Source organism: Pontibacter burrus, assembly GCF_010686685.1.
Lineage (GTDB): Bacteria > Bacteroidota > Bacteroidia > Cytophagales > Hymenobacteraceae > Pontibacter > Pontibacter burrus.
The window spans coordinates 39436-58913 of sequence record NZ_JAAGWD010000008.1 but is presented as its reverse complement, the minus strand read 5'-3'; the positions used below and the strand labels follow the sequence as shown (position 1 = coordinate 58913).

Here is a 19478-nt window from a genome sequence, read left to right as displayed (position 1 = left end):
TACTTTTAGCTACGTATGTTTTTTATCCTCTCCAAAACGCTGCACTTGCTGCTGATGCCTTTTTTGTGGGTGCTGCTGTTTATTGCACTAGCGCTCTTTCTTAAAAAAGCGAAGCTTAAAAAATTGTTTCTGTGGCTGGCGTTGGGCATTTTGCTGGTGTTTTCGAACCCTTTTTTAGAGAACGAAGCCTGGCGGGCCTGGGAAATTGCTGCTACTCCGGTAAGCAAAGTAGATGACTATGATGTAGCCATTATTTTAACGGGTGTTACCGGCTACCGCGAAGATATTGACGACCGCATTCATACCAATAAAGGCTCTGACCGCTTTCTGCACCCGCTGCAACTATACCGCATGGGCAAGGTTAAGCAATTCCTGATTTCTGGGGGTAACGGGCGCGTGATCGGGACAGCTGTTCCGGAAGCAGAGCAAATAGAAAAGCTGCTGTTGATGGCAGCCGTAGCCGAAGAAGATATTATAACCGAAAGCAACAGCCGTAACACCCACGAGAATGCTGTGAACTCTGCACAAGTGTTAAAGCAGCATCCGGAATGGAAGAAGAAATTACTGGTGACTTCGGCTTTTCATATGCGGCGCTCATTGGGTTGCTTTGCCAAACAAGGCATTTCCGTAGACCCTTACAGCACAGATTTCTACTCCGGTCCCCGCTACCTGACTCCTGACGAAACCATTATCCCAAGCGCTGCCGCCTTCAACAACTGGCACCTGCTCATCCACGAAATAGCGGGTTACATGATTTATAAGCTGATGGGATACCTTTAAGGTATAAGTTAGAAAGTTTGTAAGTTAAAAAGTGGTTATACAACAAATATAGTACTGATGTAAATTAACATAGAATCAAATAAGATATTTAATTCCCTACCTTCTAAACTTTCTAACTTACAAACTTTCTAACTTCCTAGTCTCCCTGCTTGTTGCTAGGGCTAGGGCCGATCCAGATGCTTTTCTGGTTTACAAATTCGCGGATTCCGATGTAGGAAAGCTCGCGGCCATAGCCCGATTTTTTGATGCCGCCGAAAGGCATTTCCGGGGTGGAAGCTACCATGGCATTTACAAACACTGCGCCGGATTCAACCTGCCGGGCTACTTTTAGGCCACGTTCCTGGTCTTGCGTCCAGACGGAGCCGGCCAGGCCGAAGCGGGAATCGTTGGCGATGCGGATAGCGTCCTGTTCGTCTTTGGCAACTATAAAAGCGGCTACCGGGCCAAACATTTCTTCCTCGTAAGCAGGCATGCCGGGTTTTACATTTTTCAGGATCATCGGCTTAAAATAAGCACTTCCTTTTTTCTCCTGGCCACCATCCAGCACTATTACAGCACCTTTCTCAACTGATTTTTTCACCTGCTCTTCCAGCTCTTCTGCCAGGTCAGGGCGAGCCATCGGGCCGTAGTCGCAGTCGTCTTTCAGTGGGTCTCCGGTTTTTAGGGCTGCCATTTTCTTTTTCATCTTTTCCAGGAAAGCATCGGCTATAGTTGCCACAACTATAAAGCGCTTGGCAGCAATACAGCTTTGGCCTGTATTCACCATCCTCGATTTCATCGCATTCTCAGAAGCCAGCTCCAGGTCGGCATCATCCAGCACTATAAACGGGTCAGAGCCACCCAACTCCAGCACTGTTTTCTTGATCTCTTTGCCAGCTGTGGCTGCTACGTGTGCACCGGCGCCTTCGCTTCCGGTTAAGGTTACGGCTTTCACGGCCGGGTGCTGAATGACTGCATCCACTTCTTTTGAACCGATGAGCAAAGTATAAAACACATCTTCGGGGAAGCCAGCTTTGCGCACAATCTCTTCTATAGCCAGCGCACACTGTGGTACATTAGATGCATGTTTGAGCAAACCGGTATTGCCCGCCATCAGCGCAGGAGCCAGGAACCGGAAAACCTGCCAGAATGGGAAATTCCAGGGCATTACAGCCAGGATGACACCCAGCGGCTGATAAGCAATTAAACTCTTATCCGCTTTAGTTTCTACAAGCTCATCTTTCAAGAAATCCTCAGCATTTTCGGCATAATAGCGGCAGGCAGTAGCACATTTTCTTACCTCAGCTATTCCATCCTTCAATGGTTTTCCCATTTCCAGGCTGATAATGCGGCCATACTTTTCGGCATCGTTGTCCAGAATATCGGCGCATTTCTGCATCAGTTTAGAACGCTCTTCAAACGACGTCTGCCGCCATTTCTGGAAGCCTTTATCAGCGGCTTCTATTTTCTGGTTAACTTCTTCGGTAGTATGCGGTTTAAATGTTTTAACCACCTCGTTGGTGGCCGGATTCATAGTTTGGATGGCCATAGGATCAGGTATTTTATCTTGAATATATGGCGCGCGGCCATACTGCTTTTCGTATTTATAGTTTACATTCCGGGCTTACGGGTGTAGCTTTACTGTTGCTATAACAAAAGGCACCGTTTCAGCATTTACTAATCATACGCAATTATACTCATGGAAAAGACATATTATAACCCCGCCGACCTGAAAAAGTTTGGCAACATAACCGAGCTGCAGCCGGAACTGGGCAACAAGTTTTTCGATTATTACGGCGAAGTGTTTAAGGAAGGCGCCCTGACTGCCCGCGAAAAAGCCCTGATAGCGCTGGCGGTGTCGCACGCGGTGCAGTGCCCGTATTGCATTGATGCCTATACTTCGGATTGCCTGGAGAAAGGGGCTGACGAGAACCAGATGATGGAAGCCGTGCATGTGGCGGCAGCTATAAAAGGGGGCGCAGCGCTGGTACATGGCGTACAAATGATGAACAAAATCAAAGAACTTACCATGTAAGCATGGCGGTAACTTCGCTTAAAAAACAATACCACGAGCTGGCAGACGCCGGTTTTCAGCTGACAGTGCTGCAGCAGGGGGCACAGTTTCCGGCATTTGCTGAGAAACTAGCGCAGCACAACCTATTGCCGCTCAAACCTACCGGTGCAACTATACTGCAGGTAAATGTGGGTAAAATGTGCAACCAGACCTGCCGCCACTGCCATGTTGATGCCGGCCCGGACCGCCGAGAGATTATGACCCGAGAAACCATGCAGCTGTGCCTGGATGCGCTGGCTCGGAACCCTGAGCTAACTATAGTTGACATTACCGGTGGCGCACCAGAAATGAACCCGGATTTCCGATGGTTTGTGGAAGAGCTCTCGAAGCTGGGCAAGCAAACTATAGTTCGCTGCAACCTGACCATTATTTTGGCGAACCCGAAATATCACGATTTGCCGGAGTTCTACAAGCAGCTCAAGGTACAGGTGGTATCGTCGTTGCCTTATTTTGCTGCCAGCCGTACCGATGCGCAGCGTGGCGAAGGTGTGTTTGAGAAATCTGTAAAAGCGCTGCAAATGCTGAATGAAGTAGGTTATGGACGTGAAGGATCAGGTTTAACGCTGGATCTGGTCTATAATCCATCCGGAGCTTTTTTGCCGGCAGCGCAGCAAACTCTGGAAGCCGAATTTAAACGCCGCTTGAAAGCCGGATTTGGGATTGATTTTAATAACCTGTTCTGCATTACCAATCTGCCCATAAGTCGTTACCTGGAATATTTGCTGCAAAGTGGTAACTATGAGAGCTATATGCAGAAGCTGGTGGATGCCTTTAACCCGTCTGCAGCTGCCAACGTGATGTGCCGCAACACCATTTCGGTGGGGTGGGATGGCTTTTTGTACGACTGCGACTTTAACCAGATGCTTGAACTTCGCGTAGCACCAACTGCGCCGCAACACATCCGCGATTTTGACCTACAGGTCCTGAATAACCGCAGTATTGTGCTGAACCAGCATTGCTATGGTTGCACGGCAGGAGCCGGTTCGAGTTGCGGCGGCCAGACAGTGTCTTAACGCGAATTTACCATATGACAAAACGCATACTCATTTTAGTAGCCCTTATAGCTGCTGCCATATTTTTTACTGATACCGGAAAACATTTCACCTATAGTTTGCTCACCGGCATGGTCTCGAACCAGGCAGTGCCAACTATAGCGCCAGAAGAATTGCAAGACCTGGAGCAGCCCTATGTGTTGCTGGATATTCGTACCCCGGAAGAGTACCAGATAAGCCATTTGCAGGGAGCCCAGTTTGTGAACTATAACACCGCCAAAATGGGAGACCTAGCTGATATCCCCAAATATGCAAGGGTGGTGCTTTACTGCGCGGTTGGAGCCAGAAGCGGAAATGTGGGCGTGAAGCTGCAGGAACTAGGCTATACGGATGTACAACACCTGCAGGGCGGTTTGTTTAACTGGATGAACAAGGGCTTACCTGTGTATGATGCCAAAGGCCAGACAGACCACGTACATCCATACTCCAGCTTCTGGGGATTCTGGCTAACGGAAGGAGAGAAAGTGTATGAACCATAAAAACCTGTTGTTGCTGTTTGTGCGAGCGCCGGAGCTGGGCAAAGTTAAAACCCGCCTCGCCGAAGCGGTTGGCCCTGAAGTAGCGCTTGAAATTTACATCCACCTGCTGCAGCATACCCGCCAGATAACCGAAAAGTTAACTGCAGATAAAGCCGTATACTTTGCTGATAACATTGTGGATGACGGTATGTGGCCGAAACAGCTCTACCAACACCACTTGCAATCGGAAGGTGACCTGGGCCAGAAGATGCAGGCTGCTTTTGAGGCTGCTTTTGCCGCTGGCTATAGTTCGGTAGTGATCATCGGCAGCGATTGCAAACAGCTTACCCAGGAAATTATAGAACAGGCTTTTGATGCCCTGCGAACCCACGAAGTAGTGTTAGGCCCGGCGCTGGATGGCGGCTATTACCTGCTGGGCATGAACAAACTTTACCCAGAGCTTTTCCGGGACAAACAGTGGAGCACATCGGAAGTATTACCCGCCACTATTTACGATGTAGAACGCCTTCATCTATCCCACAAACTACTGCCAGAGCTGTCAGACGTGGATCACCTGGAAGACGTGGATTTTGACTGGAAAGCAGATGAAGAGTAACTATAGATTCAGCTTTTCATAACCATATACATCTTCACGGAACTGCACCAGCCCATATTGGTCAACCCAAGCGGTTTGGTAAATAATGTACAAAGGCATGGTCTTTTTTACGAGCAAGTAGTTGTTGGGCTTCCAGGTGCTAAGCAATTCTTTTGCTTTCGCTTCTGAATTTTTATTATGATGCTGCAACAGGTACATGGCCAGTTCATAAGGCTTCTCCAGCCGGATACACCCATGACTGAAATCGCGTGGAAAGTAGTTAAATAGCTCTTTCTTAGGTGTATCGTGCATATACTGGTCGGCCTTGCTGTCGTACAGAAATTTCAGTCCGCCCAGCTCATTTTGCCGGCCGGGTAGCTGGGTTATCTGGTAACTATAGTTGCTGCTGTTCACTTCTTTCCAGTTCACGCGCCAGGGGTTAATCTGCCTGCCATCGAGGTATACACGCATGTTGCGTTTGTACAGGTAATTCGGGTTACGGCGCAGAATGGGTACGATCTCGTTCACAGCTATAGAGCGGGGCAGGTTCCAGGTCGGGTTCACGACTATGGATTGGAGTACTGTCTTATTCTGGTAAGTTGGTGTTTTCCGTTTGCCTGTGATCACTTTCATTTGCAGCAATACTTCGCTGCTATCTGCCACATATAGTTCAAAAGCCGGAATATTGATAACTATAGCTGGTTTTGGCGTACAGGACATCGTAGTTATCCAGCGTTGCAGGTTATCCCGGAGTAACTGCAGGCGTCGGGCAGGTGGTACGTTAAGCTCAGCTATCGTTTTAGGTCCGATTAATCCGCTGGGCTTCAGGCCATGGCGCTGCTGAAACTTCATAGTTGCACTAACTATAAGCGTATCGTAAATGGTGGTAGGTAGCGCGTGATCTGGTTGCAGGTCTTTGGTTAGCAGTAGGTTGTGTTGCAGTTTAGGTACATGTTGGTTGGTGTCGCCGGGGCTTAATTGCAGGTCGGTTGGCAGGGTGTACCACTGATTTACATCGGCAATGCAACTGTATAGTTCAATAGCCTGCTGCATGAGCTGTGCCTGCCGCTCGTTTTGTAGCCAACCCGGCTCGGGCAACTGTGCCAATAGCTTTGCCGGAAGCAACAACAGGAGCACAACCAGCCAACGGTAAATCATGACAAAAGTGTAAAAGTATCCGTATTTTTCTGTACGTAGTAAACCTGCTGTTGTATGGTTTTAACCTAAAAGCTTTAATTTGGTGTAACTATAGCGCATAGCAACTTATTTTACTTTCATAACATGCACCTTCGCAAACTTTATTTTCTATCCCTCCTTTTATGTTTTACAGCCTGTTCTGAATCCGCACAGGAGCAGAGCGCAGCTGAGTCTGAAGGTTATGAAGCCATAAAAGAACATTTTAACCCGGATTGGGCGATGGATAAACTATGGGACGATGGGTTAGCAGAAGTAGCGCTTTACGACGCAGAGCGGGTTGTATATGGTAAAAAGCGTTCGTTTGAGTTTACGATGATCACAGTGAAAGAGGACTTTAACCGCGAATACAACGTTAAAACCGACGACTATAGCCGGGATAATCTTTTTCCGGTGATGAAAGTGAACGAGTTTTGCCGTATCCCTACTGATAATTATCCCTATCATTACCTTACTTCTTTGTTCATGCACCGGGGAAAGCCCTGGCAGTTGCACAAACTCACCACCTCGTCGCAGGAGTGGTGCGGCAATACCTTTAAGTCTGTAACAGATAAGGGCGATAACTATAGCTTGTACTATAATTCGTATTTCGACGGAGAAGGTGAAGGCAAACGCGATCTATCAAAGAATCTGCTTTTTGAAGACCAACTGCCTTATAGTTTGCGGGCGCTGCAGTTCCAGGATGGGCTAATATTTAATGCTGACATAGCCGAAACGCAGCAGACAAACAAAGCAAAGGAACCAACTATATATAAGGCCACTATTCAAGTAAACATTACAACTACTGGGAATATAACAGACGAGGAAGAAAAAGCCTGGCAGGTAAATGTGCAGCTGGCACCCAACAAATTTAATTCCTATTGGTTTTCTACAGCGTATCCGAATAAACTGATTCGCCTGCAAACCTGGGATGGCCGTAAACTCGAACTAAAAAAGATAAGCCGCTACGCCTATTGGCAGGGTGATTAACAATTAAATGATGGCAACAACTATAGATAAGACTACTTTACAATTTCTGAATGAGCTGAGCAAGAATAATAACCGCGAGTGGTTTGCACAGAATAAACCGCGCTACGAAGCTGCCCGCAAAAACTACCTTGCTTTCCTGGACGAAATGCTGGAGCACATGGTCACTTTTGAGCCAGCTGCTATCGGACAGAAGGGTAAGGACCTGGTGTTCCGAATCTACCGCGATGTACGCTTCTCTAACGACAAACGGCCTTACAAAGACCACTTCGGTGCCTACGTAGCCGAAGGCGGACGCAAATCGATACTACCGGGGTATTACCTGCATCTGGCCGGCAATAACAACTCGTTTCTGGCAGGCGGGCTCTGGATGCCGCCTGCAGGTTACCTGAAAGCCGTTCGACAGGAGATTGACTATAGTTTAGATGAATTCAAGCGGATTGTAGAAGCGCCTGATTTTAAAAAGAAATACGGCAACATAGAAGGAGAGCAGCTTAAAACCACACCGAAAGGCTACGACAAGGATAACCCGGCCATAGAGTACCTACGCTTTAAAAGCTGGAATGCTACCATGCCGCTACCAGATAAAATAGTGCTCAGCAATAATTTTATGGATGTGTTACTGCAGGGCTTTAAAGACCTGAAACCGTTTAATGATTTCCTATCTGCACCACTGAAAGAGATCGGGGAGGAGTAGGCTACTTTAAATTGGCATGCTGTCGGCGCCGGCGATATAGGTATAGTTCTACCAGCAGCCACAGCAGCACCAGCGTATATTCCAGTATCAGAAGCGCTGTGTCTTCTGAGTAGGTAGCGGTGCGGTAAGCTGCATAACTGAGAATGGCCATACCAGACCACAGCATAGCAAAGCGGGCATGGCTCATGGCAGTAAGCGCCACCAGCGTTGTGATGTACCAAGGATGCACAGTTGTAGCCAGCAGCAGGTAAATAGAGAGGCACACGGCCATGTAACCGATCAGGCGTTTGACGGAGCCCAGACTTTTAACTAGAGCAAGCCAGCAAACGGCCACAAAGGTTACTGCCGAAAGCATGGGCCCGATCACGGCGATCTGGTTGTAACCTGTCAATTCAATGCCAAGCCAGCGCAGTAAATAGTAGATGCTGGCATTAAACTCAAATTTCCGGAAATACAGGTCCAGGCTACTCCAGAAATGGCTGATCACTTCGGAGTTAATGAGTGGTAATGCACAAATTAGGAGGGTAAGGCCGAGCGCCGCCACAAAGTAAAAGAAACGCATATGGCCCAGCTTTCGCCATACCAGCGGCAGAAACAGCAAAGGCAACAACTTAACCCCAATGGCCATCCCAAAAGCACCGCCCGCCCAGAACCAACGGTGGTAAAACAATTGGTAAAGCCCGAGCAGTATAAACGTAAGCATCAGCGCCTCAAAATGCAGGTTGCCGGTCAGTTCCAGTATCACGAGCGGGTTTAAGGCGTAAAGCAGAACATGGTTATCAGGCAGGCCCATTTTGCGAAGCATGCGTAGCAGCAGAAGTATGTTCACTATTTCGGCCAATAACAGAACAACGCGCATCACCACCACACTGCCAAGCATACTGTCGGACGCAACTATAGCAGCCAGCCAGTAAACTGCCTGCGAAACAGGCGGATACACACTATAGTAATTGGGGGAGTTGAGCTGCAGGTAAAGCGATTCGGTTATGCCTGTAACTATAGTTGCGCCCTGTTGCACAAAATAGCCCGGTAAATGTAGATAAGGGTTAATGCCGGCAGCAAGCAAGCGCCCGTCCCAGATAAACCGGAAATAGTCGTCGGACAATTTGGGAATGGATACCAACAGCAAAAGCCTGAAAACGATTGCCGCGGCAATGCCATGCCACACATTGAACCGGACATTCACGACGTATACATACCCGGCAAAGCAACTGGTAAACAATAAAAGCAATTGCGTAAAATTCTCGCGTGGTGTTGCATACGCCAGGGCTGCGTAAAGCAATCCCGAAACAGCCAGCACTGCGTAACCTGCAGATGTTTTTCTGTTACCGCTCATGCTTTCCGGTTGTGTATGATGGAGTAACAAAATACCAGTCCAAAGCCCAGTGCAAGCATACTATGGAACGGCAGCAACCCGTAATCCTGGAAGTGCCAGCCTAGCCAGATGCCCCACAAAAAGTAAAGTACCAGCAGCCCCTCAACCCAACTGAGTAAACCAATGCCCGGCAGCGTGTAACGGTTTTTGCGCCAGCTGTCCTGCGCCTGCACAATATTATATTTTGGTGTGCGGACGAATGGTGTTTTACGGCCCAGATACCCTTCCAGCACCGCCACACTGGTATGCAGCGCCATCCCCATCGACATGCTCAGGAACAGCAGAAAATCAGGGATAAAATGTTTGATGGATCGTTTGCCGCTTACACCGGAAGCAATCCAGTAGAACCCTGTTAAAGACAGCATGCTGCCAATTAAAAGTACTCCAAGATTATATAGCCAGCTTAATTGAGGAATAGCCTGCTTAATATACAGGATCGGTACGGAAAGCAACGCAGTCAGGAGGACACACACAAATACACCGCTATTCAGCAGATGGAAAGTGGCATGCAGCTTCGGAACTATAGTTTTGGAAGAAGTGAGCACGTTTTTCAGGTGCTTACGGGCGGTTTCGGCGGCACCTTTGGTCCAGCGGTATTGCTGCGACTTTAGGGCACTCATGGCAGCTGGCAACTCTGCTGGTGTCTCTGTGTGCTGCTGGTAAACAAACTGCCAGCCCCTGAGCTGGGCACGGTAACTCAAGTCCAGGTCTTCGGTTAAGGTATCGGCGTGCCAGCCACCTGCATCTACAATACAGGTCTTGCGCCACACGCCTGCCGTGCCGTTAAAGTTGATGAAGTAGTTTCCGTTGTTCCGCCCTTGTTGTTCTATCGTAAAATGGGCATCCAGGCCAAAGGCCTGCAAGCGGGTTAGTAGCGAATAATTTCTGTTCAGATGTCCCCAACGCGTTTGCACCACCCCAATCTCAGGCTGTGTAAAGGCAACTATAGTTTGTTTCAGGAAGTCAGGAAAGGGGGTAAAGTCAGCATCAAAAATGGCGATATACTCTCCGGTGGCTGTCTGCAAACCATGCTGCAGGGCACCAGCCTTAAACCCGGTCCGGTCACTTCTACGAATATGGTCAATATTGATCCCTGTGTAAGCTAACGCTTTAAGCTTCTCAACTATAAGGTTGGACGTATCGTCAGTGGAATCGTCCAGAATCTGGATCTGAAGTTTTTCAGCAGGATATTCGAGTGCTGTTACGGCATCAAGCAGGCGCTCAATTACATAGCGCTCGTTGTAAACCGGTAACTGCACTGTTACGGTAGGCCACTCCTGCAATGCTATAGTTGGTTTGAGGGGCTGTTTGGTTCGGGTTAAGTATAGCCAGGTAAGATGTAGCTGCACCAGGCTGTAGCAGAAAATAAAGGCCAGGCAGAAACTATAGATTACGATTACCAGGGTTGCTACCAGTGTCATGGCGTGTGCGGCTACAAGTATCTAAATATCGTGAAAATAATTTTATAGCCAGCCATTACAGAGCCCTTTATAGTGCCTGATACTTTTGATTTGCCAATGCGTTTACGATAAGATACGGGTACTTCGGCATAAGGAGTTTTCTTTTTGGCTGCTTTGGCCTGCATCTCCACGGTCCAGCCATACGTTCTGTCCTGCATGCCCAGGTTAAGGAGTGTGTCCAGTTTTATTGCCCGGAAAGGTCCCAGGTCGGTATAGTTTACCTTGTAGAGCAGGCGCAGCAATTGTGTAGCCAGCCAGTTGCCAAACAGCTGCTGCGGTAGCAACGATCCGCTTTCGCGTTTGCCCAATACCCTGGAGCCAATCACCATTTCTGCTGTGCCGTCAACTATAGGCTGCACCACCAGCGGCAATTCTTCCGGAAAATCAGAATAGTCCCCATCCAGAAACACGATGATATCCGGGCGGCTCTCAACAGGTTTGGCGGCGGCATGAGCAATGCCTTTTAAGCAGGCATGTCCGTAACCGGGGCGTGGCTCGTGCAAAACAGTGGCGCCAGCAGCAAGGGCTTTTGCAGGAGTTGCGTCGGTAGAATTATTATTTACTACAATCACATCATCCACCAGTTCGGCAGGTATTGCTGCTACTACTTTGCCTATAGAGTGTTCTTCGTTGTAAGCCGGGATAATGACGTTGATGCGTGCCATAGTATACATAAGCTGCAAATATGACCATTATTCCTGTACCTTTACAAAGCAATCCAAAATAAGCGACACTGTAACATTTGACAGTTCAACGTTGTTTACTTTACTCCACTAACATAGAAGCAGATGAGTCAGGAAATAAAAGCAGGAGATAAGGCTCCCGATTTCGAGCTGTTCAGAGCCGATGGCAGCACCTTCAGTCTATACGAGCAGCTAAAACAGACAAATGTAGTGCTGTATTTTTACCCAAAGGACAATACCCCAGGCTGTACCAAGCAGGCCTGTGAGTTCCGCGACCAGTACGAGGTATTTAAAGAGCAGAATGCCGAAGTAGTAGGTATCAGCAGCGACAGCGACGAATCGCATCAGGACTTTGAGCATACCTATCAGTTACCTTTTGTGCTACTAAGCGACAAAGGGAACCAGGTGCGTAAACTATACGGCGTACCCAAAAAGTTTGGGATCATACCGGGTAGGGTAACCTATGTAATAGACCAGAGCGGAACAGTACAGTATGTCTTTAACTCGCTTACCAAGCCGCTGGAGCACATTAAGGTAGCTCTGGACACTCTGAAGAAGCTGAATTCTACAGTAAGGACATAAAAAAAGGCCTGCACTACTGCAGGCCTTTTTTGCTATCGGGTCAGTTCTAAAAATTTGCCGTTGTAAAAACCAACGTACAGAATGCCGTGCGTTGGGTTATAGAGCACACGTTTTACATCGCTTGGCTTAGTGCTGTCCTGTAATACCTCGTACACTTCGTTGTACAGGTACCCGCCCACCTCATGGTTAGCGAAGGTTGGGTTTCCAACATTAATTGGCCAGTCGCCACGGTTTTCAACACCAACACGAACTTCCAGTTGCGTTGGTCTTTTCAGGATATAGGTAACCAGGCCAAGATTTTTCTTGGTAGTATCCTGCAGCATGGCAAATGCCTGAGCATCCAGCTTATCGATACATTCATCGTTTATAGAATAGCCTTCGCCCGGAACGTTCTGGATAGCCCCACCAGAAAACTTATAAAGAACATTCTCTTGCTTTTCATTCACAAACGTAGCCCTGGTTGTGGTGTTGTAAACCAGCCACGCCATATCTTCCTTGGTCACATCCGTTACCTGCGGATCGTCACAATCTTTGCAGGAAAACAGGAATATGCTGCCCGCTAAAAGCGTTAAAACAGTATTAAATGCTCTTCTCATGTTGTAAATAGTATATCAGTTGCAAATTAGCTGTTTATCTGCTAATATAAAATAACATCAGCATGCTGCAAATATATAAGTCAATCTCGATGTTGTAACATTAAACTGCTATAATATTTTTATTTACTTATGAGAGGAGTGGTAGGAAGCAAAAAAACAGCCGGCGACAACAAGATATACAAGTAAAGTTCGCACTTCAAACACTACCCAACTTTGCTTTACTCGTATGTAGTTGCCAACCGGCTGTTTAATAATATTAAAAACTATTTACCTATAGTTTCTGACAAGCTGTGGCCTGAGTTTCGGTCTCAGGACCAGCCACAAAAATGTACCAGCTATAGTACCGGTAAAAAAAGTAAGCACTGTAATCAGCCAACCGTTTATGCCACGTAATTCAGCATCGTGGTATATCCATGTCAGGATAAAGGCCAGCAATGCCATGTATAGTATAAAGGTGCCCAGAACTACTGTTGTTGTGATATAAGGCATCCAGATTTCCATAATAAAGTACTCTAACATAAAACATTACAAGCACCAGAAATAGTACTTGTTACTGTTTTATAAACCCGGATGAAAGCGTAATGTTTTGGATAATTTATAGAATGTACTTGGATTGATGTTAAGATACAACAAGATTCATTGTATTATTCAAAAAAGCGACCAACTATAGAATTGAACTTGTTGCGGGCAGGTTTCTAAATTTAACCGAATTAACGTGCAGGAGCCTGAGGCGCAGCGTGTTTCTGCATCACTTGCCTGAAAATAGCTGTGAGGTAATCGCCGCCCCATTTGCCGTAAAAATTCATGTCGCGGGCTTCGTAAGCATCTAACCCATGATGCCGCGAAGGCAGAAGATAACCCATATAACCGCCGTTAAAACCTGTAACTATAAGCTGCTGATGCTGTTGGGTGGCCTGTTGCTCCAGTTCTTTCATAAACTCACCGGAATAGTCGGCAGGTGCGCCCAGCAGAACAATGTTGTCTACCTGTAGTGAGCTTACAAATGCCGGGTAGTTGCCAAACAAACTATGGAACAGCCATGGAGCCAGGTGGTAGTTGTCACCGATTCTGAACTCTGCATCCGGCAGCTGGAGCGGCAAGCGACTGTAACCCAACCGTGTTGTGTAGCTCATCTGCACAGCATCTAGTTCCGGAACTATCGTTCGGGCCAGTTGTATGCCCAGCGAGTCTACACTCATAAAGGTATCGCCGTGGTGGTACAAGGGCCTGTGGCTGGCAACGGCACCCGCAGAAAAGGCGGCAAAATCAACTTCTTTCTCCAGCGCATCGATCAGCGCACCCGGGTAATCACGCGAGAGAATGGCTTGTTTGGATGGCAGTACCGTAACATGCGCCGAGAAAGTAGCCAGTACGCCCACATCGCCATCTGCTTGCTCAAATTTTATAAAACGAACCGTAGTATCGCGCACACTTTCCTGGCCGTTAAGCCGGTTACCAACCAGGTGGCCTGCAAAAGCTTTCCCATAGCCAACTTTAGCTTTTTCAGCATTGGCCTTTGCCAATTGTATGCTCTCTATAATTTTAGCGGCTGTAAGGTTTACCTGCTCCTGGCTGTATTTGCCGGCCATTACCCAGCCCATCAGGTTTTCGCCCCACCCGCCAAAACTGGTGTGCGTGTGCGTAGCCGACAGGTATAGTTGTTCTGGCTTCAGACCGGCTTTTGCACTTGCATCGTTCAGGGCAGCAGTTAAGGTCATCGGCGTAATCAGCATGTCCAGCGCAATAAAATAGGCGTCCTGTTTGCCGTTACTCAAAGCAAAAGTGCGCACATAGGCTGGGTCGTGTATTTCAGTATAATCCATGCCCAGTCGCTTGCCATAACCTGCAAAAGGGAAAGGAGCGGGTGGTGTTATGTCGATTTTAGCCCAGCCAACCTGTAATGTATCGCCATCGGTTATAAGGGGAGCCTGCTGTTGCAGCGTATTTATCGTTTCTTTGTAGTAAGCAGTTTCGGTGTAGGGCGTATAGTTGTTGCGGCGGATGGTGCAGGCCAGCAACACAAGCAGGGGCAGCAGAACAAACAGGGTTCTGCGCAGCAATCTGTTCTTTTTTATCTTCATGGAGCGCTGCAAGTTACTACATTTCTGGTAGGTAGTTCACAATTTTCCGGCCACAACAGGGTTAGGAATTAACCGAGAAACTATAAATTTGAGATTCTGATGATCCGGTAAGGGATTTGAGCGCACGAAACTGCGGGTATGCTTACCGGAAACTATAAGACAATTTAGTTAATCTTATTTTAGACCTACTGGCACTGTCAGTTTATTACCTCTTATGGATTTTAACATCACACATTTGCTGAAGATCGCTTCGGAGCTGAACATTACGATAAAGCAGATCGAAGCTACAGCAACGTTGCTGGACGAAGGTGCTACGGTTCCTTTTATCTCCCGCTACCGAAAAGAAGTTACCGGCTCGCTCGACGAGGTGCAGATCGCCGCGATACGCGACCGACTGGAGCAGCTGCGTGAGCTAGATAAACGCCGCGAAAGCATTCTGAAGTCGATCAAGGACCAGGAGAAGTTGACACCGGAACTGGAAGAGCAGATCATGGCTGCTGAAACGATGGCCGTGTTGGAAGATATCTATCTGCCTTATAAACCAAAACGCCGAACCAAGGCAACTATAGCCCGCGAGAAAGGCCTGGAGCCACTGGCCGAGCGCATCTTTGCGCAGGAAAATATAGATGTGGAAGCCGAAGCAGCCAACTTTATCTCAGAAGAGAAAGAAGTAAAAGATACTGCCGAAGCCCTTGCCGGTGCCCGCGATATTATGGCGGAGTGGATGAACGAAAATGCCGAAGCACGTGCTACCATGCGCCAGCTGTTCGAGAAACAGGGTGTGTTCAAGAGCCGTGTGATCATGGGTAAGGAAGAAGAAGGGCAGAAGTTTAAAGACTACTTTGAGTGGGAAGAGCCGATTGAAAAAGCGCCATCGCACCGTGTGCTGGCCATGCGCCGCGGCGAAAGCGAGATGGTGTTGATGCTGAGCGCCCAACCCGACGAAGAAGCTGCACTGGCAAAACTGGAAGCCATGTTTGTACAGGGCAATAACGCGGCATCGGAACAAGTGAAACTGGCTGCCAAAGATTGCTACAAGCGCCTGCTGAAAATGAGCATGGAAACCGAAGTGCGCCTGAGCTCTAAGAAACGCGCCGACGAAGAAGCTATTCGTGTTTTTGCCGATAACCTGCGCCAGTTGCTGCTTTCCTCACCGCTTGGCCAGAAAACAGTATTGGCTCTGGACCCGGGTTTCAGAACAGGGGTGAAATCGGTAGTGCTGGATAAGCAAGGCAAGCTGCTGCACAACGAAACCCTTTACGCCCACTCGGGCCAGCGCCAGCAGGAAGAAGCAGCGCAGGCGATACGCTACATGGTTACCCGCTTTGAGGTAGAAGCCATTGCCATAGGTAACGGAACAGCCAGCCGCGAAACCGAAGCTTTTGTAAAGAGCCTGAAACTGCCGTCAACTGTAATGGTGGTAATGGTGAACGAGAGTGGTGCATCTATCTATAGTGCATCAGAGGTAGCACGCGAAGAGTTTCCGGATCAGGATGTAACCGTACGTGGAGCCGTTTCGATTGGCCGCCGTTTGATGGACCCGTTAGCAGAGTTGGTGAAGATCGACCCGAAAAGCATTGGTGTAGGGCAGTACCAGCACGATGTGGACCAGTCAGCGCTGAAACATTCGCTGGATGATGTGGTAATGAGCTGCGTGAACGCCGTAGGTGTGGAAGTGAACACGGCCAGTAAGCAACTCCTGACCTATGTTTCAGGTCTTGGCCCTGCCTTAGCACAGAATATAGTAGATTACCGTAACCAGAATGGCCCGTTCCGTACGCGTACCGAGCTGAAGAAAGTGCCCCGCCTAGGCGACAAAGCGTTTGAGCAGGCAGCAGGTTTCTTAAGAATCCGTGATGCAAAGAACCCGTTGGATGCATCAGCTGTGCACCCGGAAAGCTACCCGATTGTGGAGCAGATGGCAAAAGACCTGGGCGTAACTGTGCAGGATCTGATGAAGAGCGAAGAACTGCGCAAAAAGATAGAGCTGAAGAAATATGTAACCGATACGGTAGGGTTGCCAACCCTGCAGGATATCCTGAGCGAGCTTGCCAAGCCAGGCCGCGACCCGCGTCAGACCTTTGAAGCCTTTAGCTTTACCGAAGGCGTGAACGAGATAAAAGACCTGCGCGAAGGCATGAAACTGCCGGGCATCGTGACCAACGTGGCTGCTTTTGGAGCTTTCGTAGATGTTGGGGTTCACCAGGATGGACTCGTACACGTGAGTCACCTATCGGACCGCTTTATAAACAACCCGCATGATGTGGTGAAAGTAGGGCAGAAAGTAGAAGTAACTGTGTTGGAAGTGGACGTGAACCGCAAACGTATCTCCCTGAGTATGAAAGGCGACCCTGCTGCCCCGAAACCAGTTGGTGGCAACAGAGACCGCAACAACAGCAAAGGCGGCAAACGCGAAGAAGAGCCAATGGACGACTTCCAGACTAAACTTGCCAAGCTGAAAGGCATGTTTAAATAAGCCTATAGTTAGCACAACTATAGCTCATAAAGAAGCCTTCCTGTTTAATTACAGGAAGGCTTCTTTATTGGTAAACTATAAACTATAGTTTAAAAAACGTAACCAACACGGATACCGCCATTCACAAACTGACCGAAGCGAATGCTGTGGAAACCTTCTGTTTTATTATCAAAACCAGGGCTTTCTACTTCAATATCTGCATTTTTAAAATAAGCCAGACCTGTGCCTAATTCCACGCCAGCGTAGAAATTTTTTGCAAAATAGAAATCAACACCGGCTACTGCATTCAGGCCAACACTGAAATAACCTCTGTTAGCGCCATTGGTTGAAGTTGCTCCGGTGATAGTTGAATTTTCAGTTTCTGTTTTTGCGCTTTGCATGCGGATAGGAAGTTCAGCGCCAATATAAGGTGACAGTCTGTTGGTCCCAGCAAAGTGCTTTTCGATACCAGGTGCAAGCGAAATACCGAAAACGCGTGAGTGGGCGTCGTCAGCAATTTTATCATAGTTGTAGTTTACACCCAGGCTTAGTCTGTAAGCAAACTGGTCGCTTGTAAAATAACGTGCACGCAACAAACCATTGTTCAGGCTGATGTTGCCTAAGTCGTTAAATAAAACTTCGGTTGTAACGTTTCCGGCAGTTGGTTTAACATTGGAAGCGGTAACAGTTGTTGTCGTTTCCTGCGCCTGTGCATTAAAGGCAGTTGCAACAAATAAGGCAACAGCAATAAGTTTACTTTTCATAAAAAGGTTAATTAACTATTGAATGATTTGAGATGCAAAGATAGGAAAAATACTATATTTATTCAGAGTGACTTTTTTTGCCTGAACCGTTAGATCAAAAGTTAAGAAATGGGCAAGTCTTATAATACAAGGTGCGTTCATATAGATTTGAGGTTTAAGATCAATAATTCTAAGAAGCAATGTCATAAGTGGTTGTGCTTTTTTATTGCCCGAAAGCCGAAAAAGTAAAATAAACGTAAAGCATTTCGAGTTTATAGAGAAATATATAATAATCAGAATTATGAATATCAGAATTGTTTTTGCTTTACTTTTTATTGTTGGATTGAGCTTTACCGCGTCAGCGCAAACTATAAGCATAGGCCCAAGGGTAGGCGTTAATTTTGCTAACCAGATAGTTAGCGGCGACGACAGCCGTTATGCCGATAACTGGAATGATGAAGTAAAATCTATAGTTGGATTGCAGGTGGGAGCTGTAGCCAATATCAAATTCAGCGAAATGTTCTCTGTGCAGCCTGAACTTATGTTTGTGCAGAAAGGCTATGAATTTACGTTTGACGACAGAAAAGCTACCGGCAAGTACGATTACCTGGAACTGCCTGTACTGGCTAAGATCTCGATCGGCAACGGGCCGCTGCAAGGTTTTGTAACGGCAGGACCAACCTTAGGCTACTGGGCAAGCGGTAAAGACACCTACAAAACTGACCGTTTCGAAATCAGTGAAGATGTTGATTTTGATGATGATGAATTACTGGAAAAACGTTTTGAGTTTGGCGGCAGTATTGGCCTGGGTTTAGCATATAACACTGGCTTGGGCACATTCAACTTCGATGCGCGCTACCATACAGGTTTCACCTCAGCGTATGAGTCTGATAACAATGAAAAACTGAGAAACAGCGGCATCAGCCTGAGTGTTGCATACCTGTTTGGATTATAGAAACTATAGTTTCAAAAGTGAAGGCCCTGCTTTGGCGGGGCCTTTTTTGTTTCGTATAGCTTATAAGCAAACTATAAACTATAGATGGCCTATTGTTTGTTCAGTAAGATAAAATGAGATATCAGATGAAATTCAAGCAACTATATTTTTGGGCTATAGTTGTCAGCTTAATGGCAGGCACTATATCATGTAAACAGGCAGCCGACCTGAAAGCTTTTACTGAGGCAAACTATAAACTACAGGGCATAGAAGACCTGCGCCTGAACGGGGTGGATGTTACAGATAAACGCAGCCCGTTCGACTTCAGAAGCACGCAGGGCGACAGCTTATTAAATGCCTTTACCACTAACAAGCTAAAAGCCACCACCATTTTGTACCTGGATGTGCAGATGCCGGAGCCGGAAGTAACCCGCTCGATGCAGGTAACCAGCCTCACCTGGCAATTGCTGGTAGATGGCCGAGAAACTTTGACCGGAACTGTTACGCAGCCACTTCACTTGACCAATGGGTTAAACAAATTGCCAGTAACTTCCAGCGTCGCACTGGCCGAGGTAGAGGGTTTGCAGAACTATGAAGGATTCTCGCTACTAACCACGCTGATTTCTTCCGGACAGGACGTGCGCGACAGGATGGAATTCCGGATAAAACCAACTATAGAAACACCTGTCGGCCCGATTACCCTACCCGATTACATCACAGTTACGAAGCCGTCGGATACCGCTGCACTATAGTTCAGAGCAGAAAATATCTGGC

20 protein-coding genes are annotated in these 19478 nt (G+C 47.5%); 11 read left to right on the top strand and 9 right to left on the bottom strand.

Translation table 11 applies throughout. From position 1 onward, the window contains the following. Positions 1 to 15: 15 nt before the first annotated feature. Positions 16 to 780 (top strand): YdcF family protein, encoded by a 765-nt coding sequence (locus GXP69_RS16225; RefSeq protein ID WP_163916252.1) that lies wholly within the window; start codon positions 16 to 18, stop codon positions 778 to 780. 136 nt (positions 781 to 916) lie between these two features. Here the strand turns inward: GXP69_RS16225 and GXP69_RS16220 are convergent, their stop codons facing one another. Next, the gene (locus GXP69_RS16220) at positions 917 to 2308 is read right to left on the bottom strand and encodes an NAD-dependent succinate-semialdehyde dehydrogenase (RefSeq protein WP_163916251.1); all 1392 of its coding nucleotides are present in this window, start codon (positions 2306 to 2308) and stop codon (positions 917 to 919) included. Between the two features lie 150 nt (positions 2309 to 2458). Between GXP69_RS16220 and GXP69_RS16215 the strand changes: the two genes are divergently transcribed. From GXP69_RS16215 to GXP69_RS16200, 4 genes are read left to right on the top strand one after another with little or no spacing between them, the layout of a single operon-like run. After that, the gene (locus GXP69_RS16215; protein ID WP_163916249.1) at positions 2459 to 2794 is read left to right on the top strand and encodes an arsenosugar biosynthesis-associated peroxidase-like protein; all 336 of its coding nucleotides are present in this window, start codon (positions 2459 to 2461) and stop codon (positions 2792 to 2794) included. 2 nt (positions 2795 to 2796) lie between these two features. Next, the gene (gene arsS / locus GXP69_RS16210) at positions 2797 to 3846 is read left to right on the top strand and encodes an arsenosugar biosynthesis radical SAM (seleno)protein ArsS (RefSeq protein ID WP_163916247.1); all 1050 of its coding nucleotides are present in this window, start codon (positions 2797 to 2799) and stop codon (positions 3844 to 3846) included. Positions 3847 to 3860: 14 nt separating this feature from the next. Beyond that, positions 3861 to 4364, top strand: a complete 504-nt coding sequence (locus tag GXP69_RS16205) for a rhodanese-like domain-containing protein (protein WP_163916246.1) — start codon at positions 3861 to 3863, stop codon at positions 4362 to 4364. Next, a complete protein-coding gene (locus GXP69_RS16200; protein WP_163916244.1) occupies positions 4354 to 4959 on the top strand; it encodes a TIGR04282 family arsenosugar biosynthesis glycosyltransferase in 606 nt (201 codons plus the stop codon). The genes GXP69_RS16205 and GXP69_RS16200 overlap by 11 nt, the downstream gene beginning before the upstream one ends. On the opposite strand, the gene GXP69_RS16195 is transcribed toward GXP69_RS16200, so the two are convergent. After that, complete coding sequence (locus GXP69_RS16195) at positions 4960 to 6096, bottom strand: L,D-transpeptidase family protein (RefSeq protein ID WP_163916242.1); 1137 nt, start codon at positions 6094 to 6096, stop codon at positions 4960 to 4962. Positions 6097 to 6219: 123 nt separating this feature from the next. Here GXP69_RS16195 and GXP69_RS16190 point away from each other — a divergent pair, with 123 nt between their 5' ends. Beyond that, positions 6220 to 7101, top strand: a complete 882-nt coding sequence (locus GXP69_RS16190) for a hypothetical protein (protein ID WP_163916240.1) — start codon at positions 6220 to 6222, stop codon at positions 7099 to 7101. A gap of 7 nt (positions 7102 to 7108) precedes the next feature. Continuing rightward, positions 7109 to 7795 carry a DUF2461 domain-containing protein gene (locus tag GXP69_RS16185; RefSeq protein WP_235925780.1) on the top strand — a complete coding sequence of 229 codons (687 nt, stop codon included), beginning with the start codon at positions 7109 to 7111 and terminating at the stop codon, positions 7793 to 7795. 1 nt (position 7796) lies between these two features. Here GXP69_RS16185 and GXP69_RS16180 read toward each other — a convergent pair whose 3' ends face one another. The 3 genes from GXP69_RS16180 to GXP69_RS16170 are packed head-to-tail and all read right to left on the bottom strand — an operon-like array spanning position 7797 to position 11295. Further along, positions 7797 to 9131 carry a glycosyltransferase 87 family protein gene (locus GXP69_RS16180; protein WP_163916239.1) on the bottom strand — a complete coding sequence of 445 codons (1335 nt, stop codon included), beginning with the start codon at positions 9129 to 9131 and terminating at the stop codon, positions 7797 to 7799. Next, a complete protein-coding gene (locus tag GXP69_RS16175) occupies positions 9128 to 10591 on the bottom strand; it encodes a cellulose synthase family protein (protein WP_163916237.1) in 1464 nt (487 codons plus the stop codon). The genes GXP69_RS16180 and GXP69_RS16175 overlap by 4 nt, the downstream gene beginning before the upstream one ends. Positions 10592 to 10602: 11 nt before the next feature. Then, entirely contained in the window at positions 10603 to 11295 is a 693-nt protein-coding gene (locus tag GXP69_RS16170; RefSeq protein WP_163916235.1) for a glycosyltransferase family 2 protein, read from the bottom strand. 123 nt (positions 11296 to 11418) lie between these two features. On the opposite strand from GXP69_RS16170, the gene GXP69_RS16165 reads away from it, so the two are divergent. Beyond that, the gene (locus GXP69_RS16165; RefSeq protein WP_163916234.1) at positions 11419 to 11895 is read left to right on the top strand and encodes a peroxiredoxin; all 477 of its coding nucleotides are present in this window, start codon (positions 11419 to 11421) and stop codon (positions 11893 to 11895) included. 32 nt (positions 11896 to 11927) lie between these two features. Here GXP69_RS16165 and GXP69_RS16160 read toward each other — a convergent pair whose 3' ends face one another. The 3 genes from GXP69_RS16160 to GXP69_RS16150 all read right to left on the bottom strand — a co-directional run bounded on the left by GXP69_RS16160 (position 11928) and on the right by GXP69_RS16150 (position 14572). Next, entirely contained in the window at positions 11928 to 12491 is a 564-nt protein-coding gene (locus GXP69_RS16160; RefSeq protein WP_163916232.1) for a hypothetical protein, read from the bottom strand. Between the two features lie 267 nt (positions 12492 to 12758). Continuing rightward, positions 12759 to 12992, bottom strand: a complete 234-nt coding sequence (locus tag GXP69_RS16155; protein WP_163916407.1) for a hypothetical protein — start codon at positions 12990 to 12992, stop codon at positions 12759 to 12761. 209 nt (positions 12993 to 13201) lie between these two features. After that, positions 13202 to 14572, bottom strand: coding sequence for a neutral/alkaline non-lysosomal ceramidase N-terminal domain-containing protein (locus GXP69_RS16150; protein WP_163916230.1), 1371 nt, complete (start codon positions 14570 to 14572; stop codon positions 13202 to 13204). 214 nt (positions 14573 to 14786) lie between these two features. Here GXP69_RS16150 and GXP69_RS16145 point away from each other — a divergent pair, with 214 nt between their 5' ends. Beyond that, complete coding sequence (locus GXP69_RS16145; RefSeq protein WP_163916228.1) at positions 14787 to 17048, top strand: Tex family protein; 2262 nt, start codon at positions 14787 to 14789, stop codon at positions 17046 to 17048. An 89-nt stretch (positions 17049 to 17137) separates the two neighbouring features. Here GXP69_RS16145 and GXP69_RS16140 read toward each other — a convergent pair whose 3' ends face one another. After that, on the bottom strand, positions 17138 to 17791 hold the full coding sequence (locus GXP69_RS16140; RefSeq protein WP_163916226.1) for a hypothetical protein: 654 nt from the start codon (positions 17789 to 17791) through the stop codon (positions 17138 to 17140). A gap of 280 nt (positions 17792 to 18071) precedes the next feature. On the opposite strand from GXP69_RS16140, the gene GXP69_RS16135 reads away from it, so the two are divergent. Together GXP69_RS16135 and GXP69_RS16130 are read left to right on the top strand one after the other, a co-directional pair. Next, entirely contained in the window at positions 18072 to 18725 is a 654-nt protein-coding gene (locus GXP69_RS16135) for a porin family protein (protein ID WP_163916224.1), read from the top strand. Positions 18726 to 18850: 125 nt separating this feature from the next. Continuing rightward, a complete protein-coding gene (locus GXP69_RS16130) occupies positions 18851 to 19456 on the top strand; it encodes a hypothetical protein (protein ID WP_163916222.1) in 606 nt (201 codons plus the stop codon). Positions 19457 to 19478 lie beyond the last annotated feature (22 nt).

What these genes read in the sequence shown, in the direction of transcription:
- GXP69_RS16225 (WP_163916252.1), top strand. Translation starts at nt 16, where the DNA reads ATGTTTTTTATCCTCTCCAAAACGCTGCACTTGCTGCTGATGCCTTTT.
- GXP69_RS16170 (WP_163916235.1), bottom strand. Translation starts at nt 11,295, where the DNA reads ATGGCACGCATCAACGTCATTATCCCGGCTTACAACGAAGAACACTCT.
- GXP69_RS16145 (WP_163916228.1), top strand. Translation starts at nt 14,787, where the DNA reads ATGGATTTTAACATCACACATTTGCTGAAGATCGCTTCGGAGCTGAAC.
- GXP69_RS16180 (WP_163916239.1), bottom strand. Translation starts at nt 9,131, where the DNA reads ATGAGCGGTAACAGAAAAACATCTGCAGGTTACGCAGTGCTGGCTGTT.
- GXP69_RS16220 (WP_163916251.1), bottom strand. Translation starts at nt 2,308, where the DNA reads ATGGCCATCCAAACTATGAATCCGGCCACCAACGAGGTGGTTAAAACA.
- GXP69_RS16200 (WP_163916244.1), top strand. Translation starts at nt 4,354, where the DNA reads ATGAACCATAAAAACCTGTTGTTGCTGTTTGTGCGAGCGCCGGAGCTG.
- GXP69_RS16165 (WP_163916234.1), top strand. Translation starts at nt 11,419, where the DNA reads ATGAGTCAGGAAATAAAAGCAGGAGATAAGGCTCCCGATTTCGAGCTG.
- GXP69_RS16215 (WP_163916249.1), top strand. Translation starts at nt 2,459, where the DNA reads ATGGAAAAGACATATTATAACCCCGCCGACCTGAAAAAGTTTGGCAAC.
- GXP69_RS16155 (WP_163916407.1), bottom strand. Translation starts at nt 12,992, where the DNA reads ATGGAAATCTGGATGCCTTATATCACAACAACAGTAGTTCTGGGCACC.
- GXP69_RS16135 (WP_163916224.1), top strand. Translation starts at nt 18,072, where the DNA reads ATGAATATCAGAATTGTTTTTGCTTTACTTTTTATTGTTGGATTGAGC.
- GXP69_RS16175 (WP_163916237.1), bottom strand. Translation starts at nt 10,591, where the DNA reads ATGACACTGGTAGCAACCCTGGTAATCGTAATCTATAGTTTCTGCCTG.
- GXP69_RS16150 (WP_163916230.1), bottom strand. Translation starts at nt 14,572, where the DNA reads ATGAAGATAAAAAAGAACAGATTGCTGCGCAGAACCCTGTTTGTTCTG.
- GXP69_RS16130 (WP_163916222.1), top strand. Translation starts at nt 18,851, where the DNA reads ATGAAATTCAAGCAACTATATTTTTGGGCTATAGTTGTCAGCTTAATG.
- GXP69_RS16205 (WP_163916246.1), top strand. Translation starts at nt 3,861, where the DNA reads ATGACAAAACGCATACTCATTTTAGTAGCCCTTATAGCTGCTGCCATA.
- GXP69_RS16160 (WP_163916232.1), bottom strand. Translation starts at nt 12,491, where the DNA reads ATGAGAAGAGCATTTAATACTGTTTTAACGCTTTTAGCGGGCAGCATA.
- arsS (WP_163916247.1), top strand. Translation starts at nt 2,797, where the DNA reads ATGGCGGTAACTTCGCTTAAAAAACAATACCACGAGCTGGCAGACGCC.
- GXP69_RS16195 (WP_163916242.1), bottom strand. Translation starts at nt 6,096, where the DNA reads ATGATTTACCGTTGGCTGGTTGTGCTCCTGTTGTTGCTTCCGGCAAAG.
- GXP69_RS16140 (WP_163916226.1), bottom strand. Translation starts at nt 17,791, where the DNA reads ATGAAAAGTAAACTTATTGCTGTTGCCTTATTTGTTGCAACTGCCTTT.
- GXP69_RS16185 (WP_235925780.1), top strand. Translation starts at nt 7,109, where the DNA reads ATGATGGCAACAACTATAGATAAGACTACTTTACAATTTCTGAATGAG.
- GXP69_RS16190 (WP_163916240.1), top strand. Translation starts at nt 6,220, where the DNA reads ATGCACCTTCGCAAACTTTATTTTCTATCCCTCCTTTTATGTTTTACA.